The organism is Curtobacterium herbarum (genome assembly GCF_016907335.1).
Lineage (GTDB): Bacteria > Actinomycetota > Actinomycetes > Actinomycetales > Microbacteriaceae > Curtobacterium > Curtobacterium herbarum.
The window spans coordinates 2,971,553-2,990,369 of the sequence record NZ_JAFBBT010000001.1 but is presented as its reverse complement, the minus strand read 5'-3'; the positions used below and the strand labels follow the sequence as shown (position 1 = coordinate 2,990,369).

Genomic DNA, 18,817 nt, shown 5'->3' with positions numbered 1-18,817 from the left:
CGTGGCGCCGAGCGGCGACCTGATCGGCCGCGGCGGGCAGCCGGACGAGCCGGTGACCGTCCCGGACGCCGTGGCCGAACTCGCCGCCGGTCGGAGTCTCGAGCCGGTGTGGGTCAACTCGGCGGGCGGGAAGACGTTCCGTATGGGACCGGCACCCGACCGTGCGGACGGGTACGTGAAGTGGGTCCCGCCGCACTACGCGCCCTGGGTCGCCGCCGAGGTCGCCCGCCTGCAGTGGGCGGGCCGGTGGCTCACCGTGCCCGAGGTCGTCGAGCACGGAGCGGACGAGTCCGGCGCCTGGATGGTCACCCGACCCGTGGTGGGGTGGAGCGCGGTCGACCCGCGGTGGCACGACGAGCCGCGGACGGCGGTCATCGCGGTCGGCGAAGGGCTCCGGGCGATGCACGAGACCCTGCCCGTGGCGTCCTGCCCGTTCGTCTGGTCCACCGGTGAACGGCTGGACCGTGCGCGGGCAGCCGGGCACGCCGTCGACGCGATGGGACCGCGGCCGGAGACCGACCAGCTGGTCGTCTGCCACGGCGACGCCTGCACCCCGAACACCCTGATCGGCGACGACGGCCGATGGGTCGGGCACGTGGACCTCGGCGCCCTCGGGGTCGCGGACCGCTGGGCCGACCTGGCGGTGGCGTCGATGAGCCTCGGGTGGAACCACGGCCCCGGCTGGGACGACCTGTTCCACGAGGCCTACGGACTCCCGCAGGACCGGGACCGGACGGCCTGGTACCGCCTGATGTGGGAGCTGGACGTCGACGACGTCGACGACCCGCGTGGTGCGGGAGGGGCCTCCCGGCACGGGAGTGACGCCGGAGCGGAGCGGCCCTAGAAGCCGACTCCGCGCGCGGCCATGAACCCGACCGGGTTCACGGTGCCGCCGCCGACGTGCGTCTCGAAGTGCAGGTGGCAGCCGGTCGAGTTGCCGGTCGACCCGACGAGCGCAACGAGGGTGCCCGCGCCGACCTGCTGTCCGGGGGAGACCCGGAAGCCGCCGTCGACGATGTGGCCGTACGCGGTCTTGACGCCACCGCCGTGGTCGATGCGGACGTAGTTGCCGTACCCGCCGTACCGGCCGACGTACTCGACCGTGCCGGCGGACGCGGCGACGATCGGGCTGGAGCAGGCGCTGCCGAGGTCGAGGCCGTCGTGCATCGCGACCGCACCCGTGTACGGGTTCACTCGGACGCCGTAGCCGCTGGTGATCCAGCCGCCGGCCGGGCGGACCCAGCCGGACCCGGAACCTGAGCCGACGGGAGCCCCGCCGCCGCCGCCGCCGCCAGCGGACGGCGCACTGCCACCGCCGCCCTGGTTCGCGGCCGCCGCGGCCTGCTGGGCGCGGAGCTGACGGGCGATCTCGGCCTCGAGCGCCTTGCGCTTGCGCTCTTCCTCCGCCTTGCGGATCCGCTCGCCCTTCTCGAACTGGGCCTCGGTCGTGGCCCGACCGGACGTCAGGGAGGTGAGCTGCGCTTCGAGTCGGGACTTGTTGCCCTCTTGCTCGTCGGTGGCGGCCTGCGCCCGGTCGGAGGCGGCCTGCGCTTCGCCCATCCGGTCCTGCGCGGCCTGGGCCAGGTCCGCGAGCTTCAGTGCTGCTCGGTCGGCCTGGGCGGTGAGGGAGCGGGCGACGGAGGCGTCGGTGGTGGCCGCGGTCTCGACGCGTTCGGCCTGCTCCGACAGCTTGCTCAGTGCACCGAGGTCGTAGAGCAGGTCACGGGAGTCCTCGCCGCCGGTGATCACGCTGGTGGTGACGTCGGCGCCGCCGGAACGGGCCATCTGCGCGGCGAACCGGCCGGCCTGCGCGGCGCTGGCCTCGGCGATCTCGGCGTGCTCCTCGGCGTCGTCGCGGAGCGCCTGTTCCTTCTCGGCGGCACGGAGGGCGTCACGCTGGGCCTCCTGGAACGCCTCGCCCAGCCGCTCGGCCTCGGCCCTGGCGGCGTCGGCCTCTGCTGCCAAGCCCGCGATGATGCCGCGGATCTCGACGATCTGCGACTGCTTCGCGGACTCCTTGCCCCGGGCCGCGACGACGTCGTCCCACGACGGGTACGAGGCTGCCTGCGCCACCGGTGCGTCGAGGACCAGCGAGCCGACCAGGCCGACGATCGCGAGCGCGGTGGCGAGCAGGCGTCGGCGGCCCGGCGAGGCGGAGCGGGGACGGTGAGCGGAGACCACGGAGCGAGACATCGGAACGGAGCCTATACATCCACACAGGTGGAACCCTGCGGCGACGCTCCGCTGTGGAGGACTCGGTCGCGCGGGTCGGCCTGTGGAGGGCCGGTACCCCGGCTCAGGTGCGGCGCAGGACCCCGGGCTCAGAGCGCCGAGCTCAGAACCCCCGGTCGTGCAGGATCTGCTCGGCCGATCCCACGACCCGCTGCCGCAGCACCTCGGCGCCCCGGGTGCCCGCGTAGTCGTAGACGTCGTACCCGGTGCAGTGCGTGATGGTCGCCGGGCGTCCGAGCGAGTCCTCGACCGGGGTCGTCCAGACGTCCCCGGACCCGATCACGACGTAGTCCGGCCGGGCGTCGCGGTAGGCGCCGAGGTCGACGAGCCACGGGTAGGTGTCGAACGAGTCGCGGACCTGCAGCAGCCGGACGTCCTGCTCGGCGTAGGCCGCGAGCGGACGCACGGTCCAGAACTGTCCGACGCCGACCGGGTCGCGCCCGTCGCTCCGCTGCGCGTCGACCCAGCGGTCCAGGCAGCTGACCGGCGTGTACCGCGCCGCCGCCACGGCACCGACGGTGCCCGGGGTCACGGCGACGCCGAGGACGAGCACCGCGGCGGCAGCGACGGCCAGTGCGGTCCGGAGCCCGCGCACCGGACGGTGCACCCGCGTGCGTCGGACCGCGGTGCGGGTGAGTTCGCAGACGGCGACCACGGCGAGCAGCGGCATCGCGACGACCGGCTCGAGGTAGCGCGGCGTCTGCGACCCGGCGACGACGACCCCGACCGAGACCGCCACGATCGTCACGAGCGGCAGCGCGGTCGCCACGAGCACCGTCCGGGAGGCCCGCGCCCGCCACGCCCAGACCGTCCCGCCCGCGCTGAGCAGCACCCCGAGCAGCATGAGCAGCAGCCCGGCGTCCCCGGCCGCCGACGCCGCCCGGTCGTCGGTGAGCGACGCGAAGAACGCCGCGGTCGCCCCGGCCTGCTCCGGGTGCACGTAGGTCGAGGGATCGAGCGAGACGAACGGCCGCAGCGGGATCCGCAGCAGGTACCCGACGACGGCGCCGCCTGCGAGCGTCGCCGCCACCCGGGCCGCCGGGAGCCAGGGCACGCGGCGGGCGACTGCGAGCAACGCCAGCGTGACGACGACCGGTGCGGCCGACCAGGGCACGAACAGCGGGTTGGAGGCCGTGCTCAGCGCCGCCACGAGGCCGAGCGTCACGAGGACGGGGACCGAGGCCCGCCCGGTGCGCACCGTCCGGAGCACCAGGACGGCGGTCCCGAGCATCGCGAGCACCGCGCCGTAGTAGTAGGTCGTGGTGAGGAGCAGCGAGGCCAGTTCGAGCGAGGTCGCGGTCGCCGAGGACTCCGTCAGCACGAGCATCGTCAGCAGGACGACGGCGATCACCGAGACGGCGACGCGGGCCGGACGGGCGGCCGACGGCATGAGCTCGTTCGCGGCAGCCCGCACCAGCGCGTACACGGCGAGCAGCACCAGGACGCCGTTCAGTGCCAGCGCCTGCTGTGGAGTCGTCGTCACGGCCGCGGTCGCCAGGTAGACCGGCAGCTCGGGGAAGAAGAACAGCGCGGGGGACATCGCCCACTCGAACGGCTGCCCGAGCGCGATCGACCGTGCGACGAGCGGCAGGAGCACCGAGTCCCCGTCGTACCAGAGCAGCGTCACGCGGGCGGTGGCGAGCAAGTGCCGCAGCGCCACGACCGCGAGGGCCAGGGCGAGGACCGCTCCCAGTGCCTCGTGCGCGACCGCCCGGACGAGGGCGGATCGGGGGCGGCGGTCGCCGGCCTCGATCGGTCGGACGCCGTCCCGCGCGCGGGCGAGGGGCATGACCGGAGCGTACCGGCGTCGGCATCGGAGCACCCGGACGGTGCGCCCGGACGATCGTACGGCGTGCACGGATGCGCGCGCAGGGTGCCCGGATGAGCGTGGAACGGCGGTCGCCGCTACCCTTGACCCTCGTGACCCACGCGCGCGAGCAGTTGATCGAGCACATCAAGGCCGATGCGGTCTTCCACGGCGACTTCACGCTGACCAGCGGGAAGCAGGCCTCCTACTACATCGACCTCCGCAAGGTGAGCCTCGACCACCGCGTCGCGCCCCTGATCGGTCAGGTCATGACCGACCTCATCGCGAGCGTCCCGGACGTCGACGCCGTCGGTGGGCTGACGATGGGCGCCGACCCGATCGCGAGTGCCGTGCTGCACCAGTCCGCAGCGCGTGGCGGTTCGTACGACGCGTTCGTCGTCCGCAAGGAGCCCAAGGACCACGGCCGCGGCCGGCAGGTCGAGGGACCGGACGTCCGCGGCAAGCGCGTCATCGTCCTCGAGGACACCTCGACCACCGGCGGGTCGCCGCTCAAGGCCGCCGAGGCACTCGAGCGCGAGGGCGCCGTCGTCGTCGCCGTCGCTGTCGTCGTCGACCGGGACACCGGCGCCAAGGAGAAGATCGAGGCTGCCGGGTACCCGTACCTGGCGGCGATCGGACTGGCTGACCTGGGGCTGTCCGCGTGACCGAGGAGCGTCCGGAGGGACACGACGAGTCCGACCGGTCGGTCGCACCCGAAGACGGGGGCGACGGACAGGAGGCTCGGCGCGGTCCCGATCCGGACGCTCCGTTCCCGGGTCTCCGCAGTGCGGCGGACATCTTCGGTGCGCCGATCACGGAAGAGGAGTGGCCGTCGCGCCGCGAGCGTCGGGAGGCCGAACGGATCGCCCGGCAGGCGGGACAGCCGGAGCCCGAGCCGTTCACGGCCCCCGCGTCCGTGCCCGCCTCGGCCCCGCAGGCGGACCACGAGCACCACGACGACGTGCCGCAGCCCGACGACGTGCCGCAGCCCGACGAGCCCGCTGCTGCGCCCGACCCCGCGGCGACCCAGGCGATCTCGATGCCCGAGGAGCTCGCGCTGCCGGGTGGTGTCGCCGGTCGTGTCCCGCCGCCCGCCGCCGTGCCGCCGGTGTCGAACGCGCCGGACCCCCGCTCGATCACGCTGCCCACCGCGCGCACCGACCGTGACCTCCGCGCCGCCGAGGCCCAGGCGATCGAGGACGAGCGCCGCCGCACCGACCCCGACGGTGTCGGTCGGGACGACGTGGACTGGCTCGGCCGTGCCCGTCCCGCCGCGACGCCGCTGCCGCCCGAGTCCGTGCAGTCCGCGCCCGTGCCGCCGTCGTTCCGCGGTGGTCCGGACGCGCAGCCGCTCGGAGTGCAGGACGCGCTGCCGCCGACGTCCGAGCCGCCGACCTTCACCGAACTCCTGCGCCTGGGCGACGACGTCGACGCCGCTCCCCGGGCCGACCGGCCGCTCGACTGGTCCCTGCTCGACGACCAGACCGGCGAGGTCCCGACGACCTTGACCGGCGACGCGTTCGACACGAACCTGGTGGCCGCGGAGTCCTGGGCGACCGGTACCGGCCTCGGCGCCGAACCGCCCGTCGAGCCGGCAGCGTCGCCCGTCGAGGCGGCAGCGCCGCCCGTCGAGCCGGCAGCGCCGCCGCCCGTCGAGCCGGCAGCCCCTGCCGTGTCCGCACCGCCCGCAGCGCCTGTCCCGCCGGCCGCACCTGCCGCACCTGCCCTGGCCGACCGTGGCGCGGACGCCGTCCCGGAGCACGACCGTGCCGACGAGCGGACCACGCCCTCCGGGTCGAGCTGGTCCCTCAGCGACGACGCGGCCCGCACCGGCGAGGTCTTCCCGGGCGACGTCGACGTCGTGGTCCCCGTCGACAGCGCCCACGACGCCGCGACCGACGACGACCTGGCTGACGACGACCTGGCCGACGACGAGGACCTGACGGACGACGACCTGACGGACGACGACCGCGGCGCGGCCCCGACCGCCGCGTTCTCGCCGCGCTCCGCCGCCGCCGTCCCGCCGCCCTCGGTCCTGCCGAACTCGGTGCTGCCGACACCCGCGGTGCCGTGGTGGGAAGCCGAGGACGCCGACGCCGACGACCCCCGCACCGCCGTCCCGCCCCTGGTCGAGCCCGGACGGCAGGCCCCGTGGCCGGCATCGTCCGCCCCGCGCCAGGGCCAGGACCACAGCACGCACCCCGATCCCGCCTGGCCGACCCCGGACTGGCAGTCGCCGACACCCGACCCCGCCGACCGCCTCGACGCCCCGGCCCCGCGTGGCCTGGCTCCGGAGGACATCGACCAGTCCGAGTGGCAGGGCCGCGAGACGAGCGACACCGGCGTCATCAAGGACCTGTTCGGCACCGAGGCGATCCAGCAGCTCCGCGACGCCGACGCCGCCCGGCCGGAGGACACCAGCACCCGGATGATGCCCGCCGTCGCCCGACCCCAGCCGCCCGCCGAGGCCTCCGGAGCGAGTGCCGCCGACCGCGACAACTTCATCAACGAGGGCTTCGCCCGCCTGCAGAACGAGGGCCGCCGCGGCAAGCAGCTCCTGGTCTACGGCTCGATCGCGATCATCGTGCTGCTGCTGCTCCTCGTGCTCCTCATCACCTCGTGGATCCGCGGCAACTCCATCGACGACCAGCCGGCGTCCCCGTCGAGCAGCCCGGCCGCCGCGCTCTCGGTCGAGCCGCCGGGCACGGTCGGCTGACCGCGGCCAGCGACCGGGTACGATCCACCGGTCGCCGACGCACCGCGTGACGGACGGGAGGCTCCCCACCAGCTGGTGGGGAGCCTCCCGTCCGTCAGCCGGTCGCGATCCGCGACCGCAGCCCGGTCAGGCCGACGCGGGGACCGCTGCCGACACGTCGGTGAGCGTCTGCAGCTCCTCGGCGCTGAGGTCGAGCTCGGCCGAGGCGAGGAGCGCCGGCAGCTGCTCGGTGTTCCGCGCCGAGGCGATCGGGGCGACGACGTCCGGCTGCGCCTGCAGCCAGGCGAGAGCGACCGAGGCGATCTCGGCGGAGTGCGCCGACGCGATCTCGGACAGGGCGTCGACGACGGCGAGGCCCTGGTCGGAGAAGTAGCCGGACACCTGGCCCTCGCGGTCCTTGCCGGCGAAGTCCTGCTTCGTCCGGTACTTGCCCGTCAGGAACCCGGCGGCCAGGGCGAAGTACGGCACGACGCCCAGGTGCTCGCGCGCCGCGAGCGGAGCGATCTCGGACTCGTAGGGCTGGCGGGTGACGAGGTTGTAGTGCGGCTGGATCGCGACCGGCACGGCCAGGTCGTGCTCCTTCGCGATGCGGATCCACTCCGAGGCGCGCTCGTTCGAGTAGTTCGAGATCGCGGTGTAGCGGACCAGACCCTCGCGGACGAGCTGGTCGAACGCGCGGACGGTCTCCTCGAGCGGGGTGTCCTGGTCGTCGAAGTGCGCGTAGTACAGGTCGATCCGGTCGGTGCCGAGGCGCTGCAGGCTGGCCCGTGCGGCCTTGGCGACGTTGTCCGCCGACAGCCCGGGGAACGCCGGGTGCTGCGACACCTTCGTGGCGATCGTCACGTCGTCGCGCTTGCCGGACGCCCGGAACCACGAGCCGATCACGGTCTCGGACTCGCCGCCGGAGTTGCCGTCGCCCCACGCCGAGTAGACGTCGGCGCTGTCGATGAAGTCGCCGCCGGCCCCCGTGTAGGCGTCGAGGACCCGGTGCGAGGTGGACTCGTCCGCGGTCCAGCCGAAGACGTTGCCGCCGAGGGCGAGGGGGAAGACGGTGAGGTCACTGGAGCCGATGCGGGGCATGCTGCAGTCCTTTCAGGTCGGTGGGGGACGTGTCCACGGTATGCCTCGCGCCGGGCTGCCACTCAGGTGCGCGGGGTGAGGTGGAAGCGCCATGCCGACGCTCGCCTCGTACCTCACCGACCCCCGCCCCGCCGTCCGACTCCGGGCGGTGATGGCCGCCGGGACCACCCCCTCGGTGGACGAGCTCGACCTCCTCGTGGCGCAGTGCGCCGTGGAGCCGGACCTGCAGGTGCGGGAGATGCTCACGTGGGCGCTGGTGCGCCTGCCGGCCGACCTGGTGGTGCCGCGGCTGCTCGACGAACTCGACCGTCCCGAGGCGCAGGCGCGCAGCCAGGCGCTGCACACCCTGTCGAAGATCCGCGACGGCTCGGTGTACCCGCAGGTGGCGCGGCTGCTCGGCGACGTCGACCCCGGCGTGACCCGGACCGCCTGGCGTGCGGCGGTGCTGCTCGCCCCGGAGGACGCGAAGCCCGCGCTGGCACGGACCCTCGCGGTGCAGCTCGGGCACGGCGACGAGGAGACCCGGCTGGCGCTGAGCCGCGCGCTCGCCGGACTCGGCGCCGACGTCGTCTCGCCGGTCCTGGACGCGGCGGCGGAACACCGGAGCGCGGCCGTCCGGGAGCACGCGGCCGAGACCGCGCGGCTGCTCGAGGACCCGGACGCCGGGTCCGCGCTGGCCCTCGCACGGGCGCGGCGTGAGGTCGCCCTCGGCCGGACGCGGTCCGCGAAGGGCTGATGCGGCCGGGCGGACGGGTGGTGGCTCAGTGCGGTGCGTCGGGGGCCAGCCAGATGGCGGTCGCGGCGGCGGCCGGGAGGTCCACCATCGCCTCCGTCCCGCCGGCGTCGCGCCGCGAGACCGCCACCACCCCCGCGTAGTCCCGCACCTGCTCGACCCGCAGGTGCGTCCCCAGCCCGACACCGAGTTCGTCGAAGTACCGCAGGAGCGCCGGGTCGTCGTCCGAGACCCGCTCGACCGTCCCGCAGACGCCCGGGTCCACCGTGCCGAGGAGCGCTCCGGGGGAGTCCGGCACGACACCGTCCGCGCTCGGGATCGGGTCGCCGTGCGGGTCGTGCGTCGGGTGGCCCAGGTCGGCGTCGACCCGGTCGAGGAACGTCTCCGACACCGCGTGCTCGAGCGCCTCGGCCTCGGAGTGCACCTCGTCCCACGAGTAGCCGAGCCGTTCGACCAGGAACGTCTCGATCAGCCGGTGGCGACGGACCATCGCGACCGCGGCCTGCTGTCCGAGCGGGGTGAGGACGACCCCGCGGTACAGCGTGTGCTCGATGAGCCCGTCGCGGTCGAGCTTCCGGAGGTTGCCGGACACGGTCGAGGCGGACACGTGCAGGGCAGCGGCGATGTCCCGCGTGGCGAGACCCCCGTCGCCGCCGCGCTCGCCGGCCTTCCAGACGAGCTTGACGTAGTCCTCCGCCATGGTGCTGAGGGAGGGCAGACGCATGGGGCAATCGTACGACCGAGACCGCTCCGGCCGACACCGGGAGGGCCGACACTGGTACAACCGTCAGGGTGACCCCCGTGCAGCCTCCCGCCGTCCGTCGCCGCCGACGGTGGTGGCCGGTCCCACCGTCGCTGCTCGTCGGTCTCGCCCCGCTGGTGCTCTTCGCCACGTACAGCATCGTCCGCTCGCGCCCGAGTGACGACTACGACTCGCTCGGCCTGACGACCGACAGCGTCGTGCACGACCTGCTGCTGCCGGAGTCGATCGTCGCCGGGATCATGGTCGTGCTCGTCACCGCGCTCGGCTGGTGGCGGATCGCGACCGTCGACCCGGCCCGGGGCCGCCCGCGCTGGACGCTGCTGGCGCCGGTCCTGATCCTGGCCGTGTGCATCGGACGGCTGCCGCTGGTCGACTGGGCCGGCAAGTCGGTGGACTACTTCCTGCTGCTCGCCGTCGGGGTGCTGCTCGTCGGGGTGTTCGAGGAGCTGCTGACCCGCGGGGTCCTGCTCGTCGGGCTGCGGCGCCGGCTGCCCGAGTTCGGCGTGTGGATCGTGTCCTGCGTGCTGTTCGGGCTGCTGCACTTCGTCAACATCCTGGCCGGCGCACCGGTCGCCCAGACGGTGGTGCAGGTGGTGTTCGCCGCCTCGTTCGGGTCGACGCTGTACCTGGCTCGACGGCTCACCGGGAACCTGCTCGCCCCGGTGCTGCTGCACGCGTTCTGGGACTTCGGCGCGATCGCGGTCAGTGCCTCGCGCGGTGCCGGGCTCGACTTCGTCCTGGTCGGCCTGCTCGGCCTGGCCTCGTTCGCGGTGCTGCTGCTCGGCGTCGTCGCGGGCGCCCTCGTCGCCTGGCGGGACGACCGTGCCTGGCGGATGCGGCGCCGGTGGCGGACCGTGCCGGCGAGGGACCGCACCGGTGTCGACGGGGGTGGTGTCGGCGGGACCGACGTCGGCGGGGCTGGGGCGGGCCTCCCGGCCGGTGCGGACGCGGTGACCCTGACGAGGTGAGGGACGCGGACAGCGGTGCCCCGGAGCGCGTGACGCTCCGGGGCACCGCTGTGTGGGGGCCGATCAGGCCCGACGACCGATCAGCCCCGACGACGGAGCTGTCGACGCCGGAGCAGGATGAGGCTGAAGCCCGCGATCAGGAACACGATCGTGGCGATCGAGACGCCGGTGAGCTGCGCTCCCGTGTAGGCCAGGCGGTTGCCGTGCGCTCCGGTCGCGGGCGGGTCCGCCACGGTCCGTCCCGCTGTGCTCGTGCTCGTGCCGGGGTCGGTGGACGTTCCCGATGCTCCGGCGGTCCCGGTCCCGGTCCCGGTCCCGGCCGTACCGGTACCGGTCCCCGTGCCGCTGCCGGCGCCGGGCGTGCCGGCACCGCTCCCGGTCCCGGGTGTGCCGCTCGGCGTCCGGGTGGCCGTCGGGGTCGGCGTCGGGGTCGCCGCCGTCGACACGATCCGGCTGACCGCGCCGGTCTTGGTGTCGAGCAGCACCTCACGCTGCTGCGGGTGGGCGAAGTCGAACATGCCCCGGATCGACCCGGCACGCGCGTCGAACGACTGGTCGCCGATCCGCCCGGTGGACCAGTTGTCCTCGATGAACTTCGTGGTCGAGGTCTGCTCGATCGCGGTGTGGTCGACGTCGTTCTGCTTCGCGAACGGCGAGATGACCAGGTAGGGCAGGCGCTGCGAGGGGCCACAGCGGTCCAGGTAGCCTCCGGCGACGCCGACCTTCGTGGCGGCCGTCGTGCAGACCGTGGTGTCGTTCGTCGCGTCGGTCGAACCGTTCAGCACGGTCGGGGCGACGTGGTCGTACCAGCCGTCCGAGTCGTCGTAGTTGATGACGATCGCGGTGCTCGACCACTCCGGGGACTGCTCGATCTCGTTGATCTTCGACGTCAGGAACTTCTGCTCGTCCAGCGGGTCCGAGTACGCGGCGTGTCCGTCCTGGGCCTCGGGGGCCTTGAGGAATGAGACCGCCGGCATCCGGTGCTCGGCGAGCGCGGTGTCGAACGCCGACAGGTCGTACTGGTGGTTCGCCTGGTCGGTGTAGCCGATCATGCTGTCACTCGTCGGTGCCAGGTGGTGCGGGTTCGACGTCGACGCGTAGTAGGCGAACGGGTTGTGGTGGGGCGAGTAGTCGTTGCTCGTCGACCCGCCGACGTTCGCCGTGGTGGTGTCGCACTTCGCGAAGGTCCCGGCGCCGGCCGCAGCCGTGGTCGGGGTGAAGCCGCCCTGGAACCAGCCCCAGGTGACGCCCTTCGTGTTCAGCAGGTCGCCGATGTTCCTGCCCGACATCTTCACCAGGTTCGACGTCGACGTGTGGTCCTTGTCGGAGCAGTCGTCGAACGCCGGGTCCGGGTCGGCGATGACGGTGCCCTGGCCGGCGGCGTCCTTCCCGACGACCGCGGTCGAGGTGGTGACGGGTGCCCCGGTGACCGAGTCGACGCCGGTCCCGCCGTGGGTGTCGCCGCTGATCAGGTTGAGCGCACCGGGGGTGGACGGGCCGAAGCCGGTGTCCCAGGCGTTGTCGCTCATCGCGTAGTTCTGGGCGTAGTTCCAGAGCCCGGTGGTCGTGTTGCCGTCGTAGTAGTCCATCGTGAGACCGGGCGAGCCGTACAGGCCGGTGCAGGTGTCGACCGAGGTGCTCTCGACGAACTTGTCCATGGCACCGCCGTCGACGGCCTTCTGCTCCGGCAGGTAGTTGTGGTTCTGGTCGCACGTCAGGGCCTGCGCGGGCGTCAACCGTGACGGGGCGTAGGCGTTCGGGTTCTTCGTGAGCGTCCCGGACGATGCGAGCGTGTCGGTGGCAGGGGTCCCGGCGGCGGCGGTGAACGGCGTCCCGTCGGTGTTCGCGGCCTTCGGGTACGTGCCGAAGTAGTGGTCGAACGACACGTTCTCGTCGTACAGCACGACGACGTGCTTGATCGGGGTCGTGGTGTTCAGGGAGTTGTCGGCGGCGGACGCCGACTGCGGGACGGCGAGGGCGGTCGCGGCGACGGCCGCGATGGCCATGACGGTGAGCGCTCCCTGTTGGAGGCGTCGCTCGGAGGGTCGGAACACTGGGGTCCTCTTCCTGGGTCGGGTGTTCGGTGTTCGGTGTCGCGGGTGACGGGTCGTGGGTCTGGGGTCGTGGGTCTGGGGTGGCGGGTCGCAGGCGGGAGGCGTCAGGCGGGTCTCAGGTCCGGGCGAGGAGCCCGCGCCCCAACCAGTCGTCCGCGTGCCGGACACCGGGCAGGGCGAAGTAGTAGCCGCCACCGACGGGCGAGACGTAGTCCACGAGCGGCTCGTCGACCAGGCGCTTCTGCACGGCCACGAACTGCCGGTCCAGGTCCGCCTGGAAGCACGCGAACAGCAGGCCCATGTCGAGGTTGCCGTTCGCGTCCGTGCCGTTGTCGTAGTTGTACGGACGACGGAGCATCTGCTGCTTCTGCGCCTCGGCCGTGCGCGGGTTCGCGAGCCGGATGTGCGCGTCCATCTGGATGACGTCGCCGGTGGGGTCGTCCTGGTAGCGCGGGTCGTCGAACTCGCCGCTGCGGGTCAGGGGCGCCCCGGAGTCGCGGTGCCGGCCGATCATGTCCTCCTGCTCCTGGATCGAGACGCGGTCCCAGAACTCGACGAACATCCGGATCGTGCGGACGACGTGGTAGCTGCCGCCGGTCACCCAGTCGGGTTCGCCGTCCCGGCCACCGCGGGTCCACACGAGCTCGTCCATCCGGTCCCGGTCGCTGGTCGACGGGTTCCCGGTGCCGTCCTTGAACCCGAGCAGGTTCCGCGGGGTGCCGGAGGGTCGGGGCGGGGAGCCGAAGCCGTCCTGCCGCCACCGCACCTGCATGCCGCCGCGGGTCGCACGGGCGATGTCGCGGACGGCGTGCAGGACCGTGTCGGTGTTGTGGGCGCAGACCTGCAGGAGCAGGTCGCCGTCGCAGATCGCCCGGTCCAGGTCGTCGTTCGGGAAGTCCTCCATGGTGCGGAGTCGAGCCGGCCGCTGTCCGGACAGGCCGTACCGGTGGTCGAACAGCGACGCGCCGACACTCGCGGTGACGGTCAGGCCGTCGGCGGGGACGTCCGGCCCGAGGACCCCGGAGTCCGTCGGCGGTGCGGTGATCCCGACGTCCGCCGGCGCCCCGCCGCGGGTGAGGGCCCGGGCACGCTCGGTGATCGTGCGGAGCAGGTCGGCGAGTTCTGCGCGGCTGCCGACGGTCGCGTCGAACGCCAGGAACGCCGACTGTCGCTGCGCCGGGGTGGTGATCCCGGCCTGGTGGGCGCCGTGGAACGCGTACGACGTCGCGGCGCTCGCGTCGTCCGCGCGGGTCGCGGCTGCTGCCTCGGTCTGGAGGCCCGGCACCCCTCCGGCGGTCAGGCCCACCGCTGCGGCGGCTCCCGCTCCGGCGCCGACGGCGCCCGTCAGGAACGCCCGACGACCGAGCGGGCGGCGCTGCGCCGGTGCCGGGTCGGTGTGCGCGGTCGGGACACCCGCGGGGCAGACAGTGCCGTCCGCGGTGAGCCCGGCTCGGGCGTGTGCCTCGACCATCCGGCGGTGGGTCGCAGCGTCCATGCCGTGTCCAGGGTCGGTCACGAGGTCCTCCTCGGTTGACAGATGGCGGCGACCGGAGCCAGCAGTTCGAGGGCACGGTCGAGCGCGGCGTCCAGGTGCTCGCGCGCCGAGCCGTCCAGGTCGCCGAGCGCCTGCCAGCTGCCGTCGGACCGCCGGTGCGTCTCGACCTCGGTGCGGAGGGACCGCAGCGCGCGCTCCGTCTCGGCGAGCTCCGGGTACCGCGTCCGGAGGATCCCGCGCAGCGGCTCGAGCGCGTGCTCCGTCCCGTCGACGTTCGCATCGATCGTCGCCAGCGTGGTGTGGCTGCCGGCGTCCGACCGACCGGTGACCTCGAACTGCAGCGCGTTCTCGAGGATCTCGTGCGAGCGGAGCCCGACGTCGAGCGGGTCGACGCGGGAGTCCGGGAACGCCTGCTGCAGGTGCGTGACCGCCGCGACCAACGCGTCTGCCGGGGCGAGTGCCCGGGTGACCGGCGCGCCGGACCAGAGCAGGGCCTCCAGGCGGTGGAACCCGGTCAGGTGCGGGTCGTCGAGTGCCGTCCGTCCGGAGGCCGGCAGGCCGTTGATCGCGGTGTCGTCGTCGCCGAACGCGCCGTAGGCGGCACCGAGTTGCTCGTACTCGCGGTGCCCGGTGAGCCAGTCGCGTTCGGCCGCGGCGACGTCTCCGGCGTGCACGTCCGCGTCGAGTGCGCGCACGTCGGCGAGCAGGACCGGCAGGCGTCCCTCGATCCAGTCGCCGTACGACTTCGCGGCAGGGATCAGGTCGGCGCGGGTGACCGGGACGATCCCGGGAGCGGCACCCGCCACGTGCGCGGCTCCGTGCACGTGGATCACCGGGCCGGTCTCGGGCTCGCCGTCGGCGGGCAGGCAGCGGAAGCGGTAGTCCCCGCGGGCGAGACGGACGCGGTAGGTGTGTGCCGCGCCGGAGCCCAGGCCCTCGGCGTCGAGGAAGACCGCGCCGTCGGCCGGGTCGACGAGCTGGACCTCGATGCCGGCCACGGACGTGTTCTCGATCCGGAGGGTCTGGGTGCCGGACCGGGCGCCACCGCCACCGGGCCAGCCGGCTCCGCACGTGTCGGTCCCGACCCGGACCGCGTACCGGGTCGGTGTCGGGGCGCTCGCCGGGGTCAGGTGGGCGGCGACCAGGGCACCGGCGACGACCACTCCGAGCACGCCGACGACCGCGGCCGTCGCGGCGCGAGCAGAGATCGACACGGCTTGTCCCAACTGAAGACTTTCACAGAAAACCCTGGTCAGAGCCATGATTGGGCTCGACCACGGGCAACCATAGAGTCGCTCGGGGGCCAGTTCGCCTGCCGTTCACCGCAGGCCGGTTCTGTTCACCGGATGGTCATCAGCACCCTTGACGGGGTCGCGTCAGGACGGGTTGTTCTTCAGCAGCCGGGTCACCGCGATCATCGCGCCACCCACCACCGCCGGGATGCCGCCGCCGGGGTGCACCGACGCGCCGACCCGCCACAGCCAGGGCCGCCAGGGGTCGTTGTACGAGGGGCGGTGGAACGGCCCGCTCAGCCACGGCGGACGCGCGGCCCCGTAGAGCGCACCGTGGGGTTCGCCGCCGCCCGCGTAGTACTCCGGGTCGAGCACCACCTGCTCGTCGAGGAGGTCGGTGAGCGGCCCGTCGAGCCCCATCGCCGCCGAGACCCGGTCGACCTCGCGCCGCACGAAGGGGTGCTCGGCCGAGTAGTGCCCGCCGTCGGCCGGGGCGGTGAGCAGGATGCCGACGGTGCTGCGCGGGTTCGGGTACACCTCGCCCGCGCGGTACTGGTTCACGAACACCATGGTGTCCGCCGGCTCGTCGCCCGCCTCGAGACTGCGGTGCAGCGCGTCCGGCTTCGTCGGCAGCACCACGCTGTGCGTCGCGATCCGGGCCGGCAGCTCCTCGCGCAGCACGCCGTACACCGCGATGGCCGAGCAGGACAGGGTGCGGGGGCGACGGCGGGGGAGCGACGGGATCCGCGACGGACCCATCAGTGCGCTGAGCCGGTCGGCGTCCAGGGCACTGACGACGAGGTCGGCGGGGTGGTGCCCGAGGTCGGTGGTGACGGAGCCGCGCTCGATGCGCGTGACGGCCTCGCCGGTGCGGACCTCCACCCCGGCGGCCTCGGCGAGCCGACCCAGCGCGAGCACGATCTCGTACACACCACCACGCGGCACCCAGGCGCCGGTCTCCGCCATGATCGCCGGCATGCTCGCGTACAGGGCGGGGGTGCGGGACGGCGAGACGCCCGCGTTCAGGGTGTGGATCGCGATGATCTCGCGCAGCCCGTCCGGCAGCCACGGCAGGCTGTCGAGGTAGGCGCGGGTGGTGAGGCGCGAGCCGTAGACGGCCAGCAGCCTGCGGAGCGCGGGCAGGGCCGCACGGTCGAGGGGGTCGGCGAGCAGCAGCTCGGTCACGTCGTCGGCGAGGGGCGCGTGCAGGTCGGAGAAGCGTCGCCACGCGGGGTACCAGGGGTGGTCGGGGGCCACCGGCAGGGCGGTCTCCTCACCGTCGTGGTAGTAGCGGCCGACCTCGGGCATCCGCACCAGGTCGAGGTGGCCGACGTCGCGGGTGCCCTCGGCCGGGCGCTCGCCGTCGCCGAGTCGTCGCAGCAGCTCGTCCCACACCGCGGGGAACGTCACGAGCGACGGCCCGGTGTCGATGCGGTCGTCACCGAGGTGGATGCGACGGCTCTTGCCGCCGAGCTCTGCAGAGGCCTCGAGCAGGGTGACCCGGTGGCCCGCGTGTGCGAGGAGCGCTGCGGCGGTGAGCCCGCCGATGCCGCCGCCGACCACGACGACGCGGCTCACGAGGAGCCCCCCAGCACGATGGAGACCATGAGCAGCACCCCGGCGAACGACCCCGCGATGTACGGGAACGCGACCGACAGCCGGTACAGGCGGTGCCCGGTCTCCGGCGTCGGGTCCCGCAGCAGGCTCACCACCAGGATGCCGGCGATCAGCAGGTTGACCGCGGCCACGGGCACGCTCACCACGGCGAACAGCGCGGTCGAGACGATCCACCAGGCGCCGCTCCACAGGGCCGTCCCACGCGCGCCGAGTCGCACCGCGGTGGTCTCGATGCCCGCGTCACGGTCCTCCACGATGTCCTGGACCGCGTCGAAGGCGTGCTTCGCCACGCTCCAGGCCATCAGGCCGAGGGCAGCGGGCCAGACGGGCGTGACCGACAGCGCCAGCGGCACGATGACCAGCGGCAGTGCGTAGGCCGCGTTGCTCAGCGAGTCGAGGAACGGCCGCGCCTTGAAGCGCAGCGGCGGTGCGGAGTAGAAGACGAAGACGCCCACGTAGAGCAGGATCGCGGCGTTCGCGAGCGGCGGCAGCGTGAGCAGGAAGAAGACGAGGAAGGGGACGTTGACGACCGCGACGGCCCAGGCGATGAGCCGCACCTCGGACTGCCGGATGCGGGCACCCTCGATCGAGCCCTTGCGCGGGTTCGCCGCGTCGGTGTCCTGGTCGTAGATGTCGTTGACGCCGTAGATGAGCAGGTTGAACGGCAGGGTGAGCCAGAGGACGACCGGCAGGGCCCGCAGGTCGAACAGTGCGCCGGTGAGCCACACGGCGACGAGACCGGAACCGATGGTGTTGATCCACAGCACCGGGCGCGAGATGTGCACGAGGCGGCGCACGGCCACACCCGTCCCCGACGGCGCGGTCCGCGGTATCCGCTCGCTACCGTCTGTCACGGGCCCGAGCGTACCCGGCCCACGTCGACGCCGGGTGACGGGCTTCCGGGCCACACTGGTCGGATGCGCATGATGCTGCTCACCGCCGGCACCCGAGGCGACGTGGAGCCGTTCGCAGCCCTGGCGCGGCACGCGACCTCGCGCGGGCACGAGGTCCGGCTGGCCCTGCCCGACGACGCGGACGCACCCGAGGGGACGGACACAGTGGTGCTCGGACTGGACGCGCAGCGGGTCCTCGCCCTCGCCGGCCGCTCCCCGTGGGCCCTCGCACACCACGTGCACGCCGAGGTGCGGCCCGCGATGCGGCGGATGCTCGCCGGCGCGGTGCGCGAGACCGTCGCCTTCGACCCAGACGTGGTGGTGCACCACCCGCTGATCCTCACGGCGCCGATGGTCGCGGCCGCGCTCGGTGTGCCCCGTGTGCTGGTGGAGTTCGCGCCGGTGGCCACCCCGAGCGAGCGCTTCCCCGCAGCCGGTGGTCCCACGGCCACCCGCGACCTCGGCGCGCGCAACCGGTCCACCTACGCCGTCCCGCGCGCCGCCGCACGGTTCTTCGACGGCGACGTGGCGCGCGCCGCCGCCGAGCTGCCGAGCGGACGTCGTCCCGACGGCCGCCAGCCGTCCCGCGCGACGCTGATGGCCGTGAGCCCCACGCTGCTGCCGCGGCCCGACGACTGGCCGGAGCGGGTGCACCAGACGGGCGCCTGGTACGACCAGGCCCCGGCGGCGTCCCCGGACCGTGCCGTCAGCGACTTCCTGGGCGCCGGACCCTGTGTCGTCGCCTCGTTCGGGTCCATGGCGACGGGGGACGCCGCGGCCCGTGGGGGAGCGATCGTCGCGGCCGCCCGGACACTCGGCCTGCGGGTGCTGCTCGTCACCGGGTGGGGTGGGCTCGCGCTGCCGGCGGAGTGCCGCGGCCCCGACGTGCTGGCGGTGCGATCCGTGCCGTTCGACGCGGTGCTGCCGGCTGCGACGCTCGTCGTGCACCACGGCGGGGCCGGCACCTCGCACGCCGTGGCCCGGGCCGGTGTGCCCGCTGTCGTCGTGCCCGTCACCGCCGACCAGCCGTTCTGGGCGGCCCAGCTGCATCGACAGGGGGTGGCTGCCGCCCCGGTGCCGCTGCGCCGTCTGTCGGCCGACACCCTGGTGCCCGCGATGCGCGACGCGATGGGCCGTCGGGAGCGGGCGGCCGAGGTCGGGCGACGCGTCCGGCAGGAGCACGGGGTGCAGCGGGCGCTCGAGGTGCTCGAGTCCCTCTGAGCTGGA

The 18,817-nt window shown here is 73.8% G+C and carries 15 protein-coding genes; 6 read left to right on the top strand and 9 right to left on the bottom strand.

From position 1 onward, the window contains the following. Nucleotide 1: 1 nt before the first annotated feature. Nucleotides 2–844: an aminoglycoside 3'-phosphotransferase gene (locus tag JOD51_RS14220; protein ID WP_259557399.1), complete on the top strand. Its 843-nt coding sequence runs from the start codon at nt 2–4 to the stop codon at nt 842–844. Here the strand turns inward: JOD51_RS14220 and JOD51_RS14215 are convergent. Beyond that, entirely contained in the window at nt 841–2,193 is a 1,353-nt protein-coding gene (locus JOD51_RS14215) for a peptidoglycan DD-metalloendopeptidase family protein (protein WP_204609603.1), read from the bottom strand. The two genes, JOD51_RS14220 and JOD51_RS14215, sit on opposite strands and share 4 nt — an antisense overlap. 142 nt (nt 2,194–2,335) lie before the next feature. Beyond that, nucleotides 2,336–4,021, bottom strand: a complete 1,686-nt coding sequence (locus JOD51_RS14210) for a hypothetical protein (protein ID WP_204609601.1) — start codon at nt 4,019–4,021, stop codon at nt 2,336–2,338. Nucleotides 4,022–4,152: 131 nt separating this feature from the next. Between JOD51_RS14210 and pyrE the strand changes: the two genes are divergently transcribed. Continuing rightward, nucleotides 4,153–4,704, top strand: coding sequence for an orotate phosphoribosyltransferase (gene pyrE / locus JOD51_RS14205; RefSeq protein ID WP_259557415.1), 552 nt, complete (start codon nt 4,153–4,155; stop codon nt 4,702–4,704). Then, on the top strand, nt 4,701–6,755 hold the full coding sequence (locus JOD51_RS14200; RefSeq protein WP_204609597.1) for a hypothetical protein: 2,055 nt from the start codon (nt 4,701–4,703) through the stop codon (nt 6,753–6,755). Before pyrE ends, JOD51_RS14200 begins: the two co-directional genes overlap by 4 nt. A gap of 126 nt (nt 6,756–6,881) precedes the next feature. Here JOD51_RS14200 and JOD51_RS14195 read toward each other — a convergent pair whose 3' ends face one another. Continuing rightward, nucleotides 6,882–7,835, bottom strand: coding sequence for an aldo/keto reductase (locus JOD51_RS14195; protein WP_204609594.1), 954 nt, complete (start codon nt 7,833–7,835; stop codon nt 6,882–6,884). 91 nt (nt 7,836–7,926) lie between these two features. Between JOD51_RS14195 and JOD51_RS14190 the strand changes: the two genes are divergently transcribed. Then, nucleotides 7,927–8,571 (top strand): HEAT repeat domain-containing protein, encoded by a 645-nt coding sequence (locus JOD51_RS14190; protein ID WP_204609592.1) that lies wholly within the window; start codon nt 7,927–7,929, stop codon nt 8,569–8,571. A 25-nt stretch (nt 8,572–8,596) separates the two neighbouring features. Here the strand turns inward: JOD51_RS14190 and JOD51_RS14185 are convergent, their stop codons facing one another. Continuing rightward, nucleotides 8,597–9,292 (bottom strand): metal-dependent transcriptional regulator, encoded by a 696-nt coding sequence (locus JOD51_RS14185; protein WP_204609590.1) that lies wholly within the window; start codon nt 9,290–9,292, stop codon nt 8,597–8,599. A 77-nt stretch (nt 9,293–9,369) separates the two neighbouring features. Between JOD51_RS14185 and JOD51_RS14180 the strand changes: the two genes are divergently transcribed. Beyond that, complete coding sequence (locus JOD51_RS14180; RefSeq protein ID WP_204609588.1) at nt 9,370–10,299, top strand: CPBP family intramembrane glutamic endopeptidase; 930 nt, start codon at nt 9,370–9,372, stop codon at nt 10,297–10,299. An 80-nt stretch (nt 10,300–10,379) separates the two neighbouring features. Here JOD51_RS14180 and JOD51_RS14175 read toward each other — a convergent pair whose 3' ends face one another. The 5 genes from JOD51_RS14175 to JOD51_RS14155 form a co-directional block, all read right to left on the bottom strand. Beyond that, nucleotides 10,380–12,305 (bottom strand): phospholipase C, encoded by a 1,926-nt coding sequence (locus JOD51_RS14175; protein ID WP_204609586.1) that lies wholly within the window; start codon nt 12,303–12,305, stop codon nt 10,380–10,382. Nucleotides 12,306–12,468: 163 nt separating this feature from the next. Further along, nucleotides 12,469–13,869 carry an iron uptake transporter deferrochelatase/peroxidase subunit gene (gene efeB / locus JOD51_RS14170; protein WP_259557420.1) on the bottom strand — a complete coding sequence of 467 codons (1,401 nt, stop codon included), beginning with the start codon at nt 13,867–13,869 and terminating at the stop codon, nt 12,469–12,471. Continuing rightward, the gene (locus JOD51_RS14165; protein ID WP_204609584.1) at nt 13,866–15,062 is read right to left on the bottom strand and encodes an EfeM/EfeO family lipoprotein; all 1,197 of its coding nucleotides are present in this window, start codon (nt 15,060–15,062) and stop codon (nt 13,866–13,868) included. Before JOD51_RS14165 ends, efeB begins: the two co-directional genes overlap by 4 nt. Before the next feature lie 162 nt (nt 15,063–15,224). Beyond that, a complete protein-coding gene (locus JOD51_RS14160; protein ID WP_204609582.1) occupies nt 15,225–16,658 on the bottom strand; it encodes a phytoene desaturase family protein in 1,434 nt (477 codons plus the stop codon). Beyond that, nucleotides 16,655–17,551, bottom strand: coding sequence for a UbiA family prenyltransferase (locus JOD51_RS14155; RefSeq protein WP_204609580.1), 897 nt, complete (start codon nt 17,549–17,551; stop codon nt 16,655–16,657). The genes JOD51_RS14160 and JOD51_RS14155 overlap by 4 nt, the downstream gene beginning before the upstream one ends. A gap of 63 nt (nt 17,552–17,614) precedes the next feature. Between JOD51_RS14155 and JOD51_RS14150 the strand changes: the two genes are divergently transcribed. Beyond that, a complete protein-coding gene (locus tag JOD51_RS14150; RefSeq protein WP_204609578.1) occupies nt 17,615–18,811 on the top strand; it encodes a glycosyltransferase in 1,197 nt (398 codons plus the stop codon). Nucleotides 18,812–18,817: the final 6 nt, after the last annotated feature.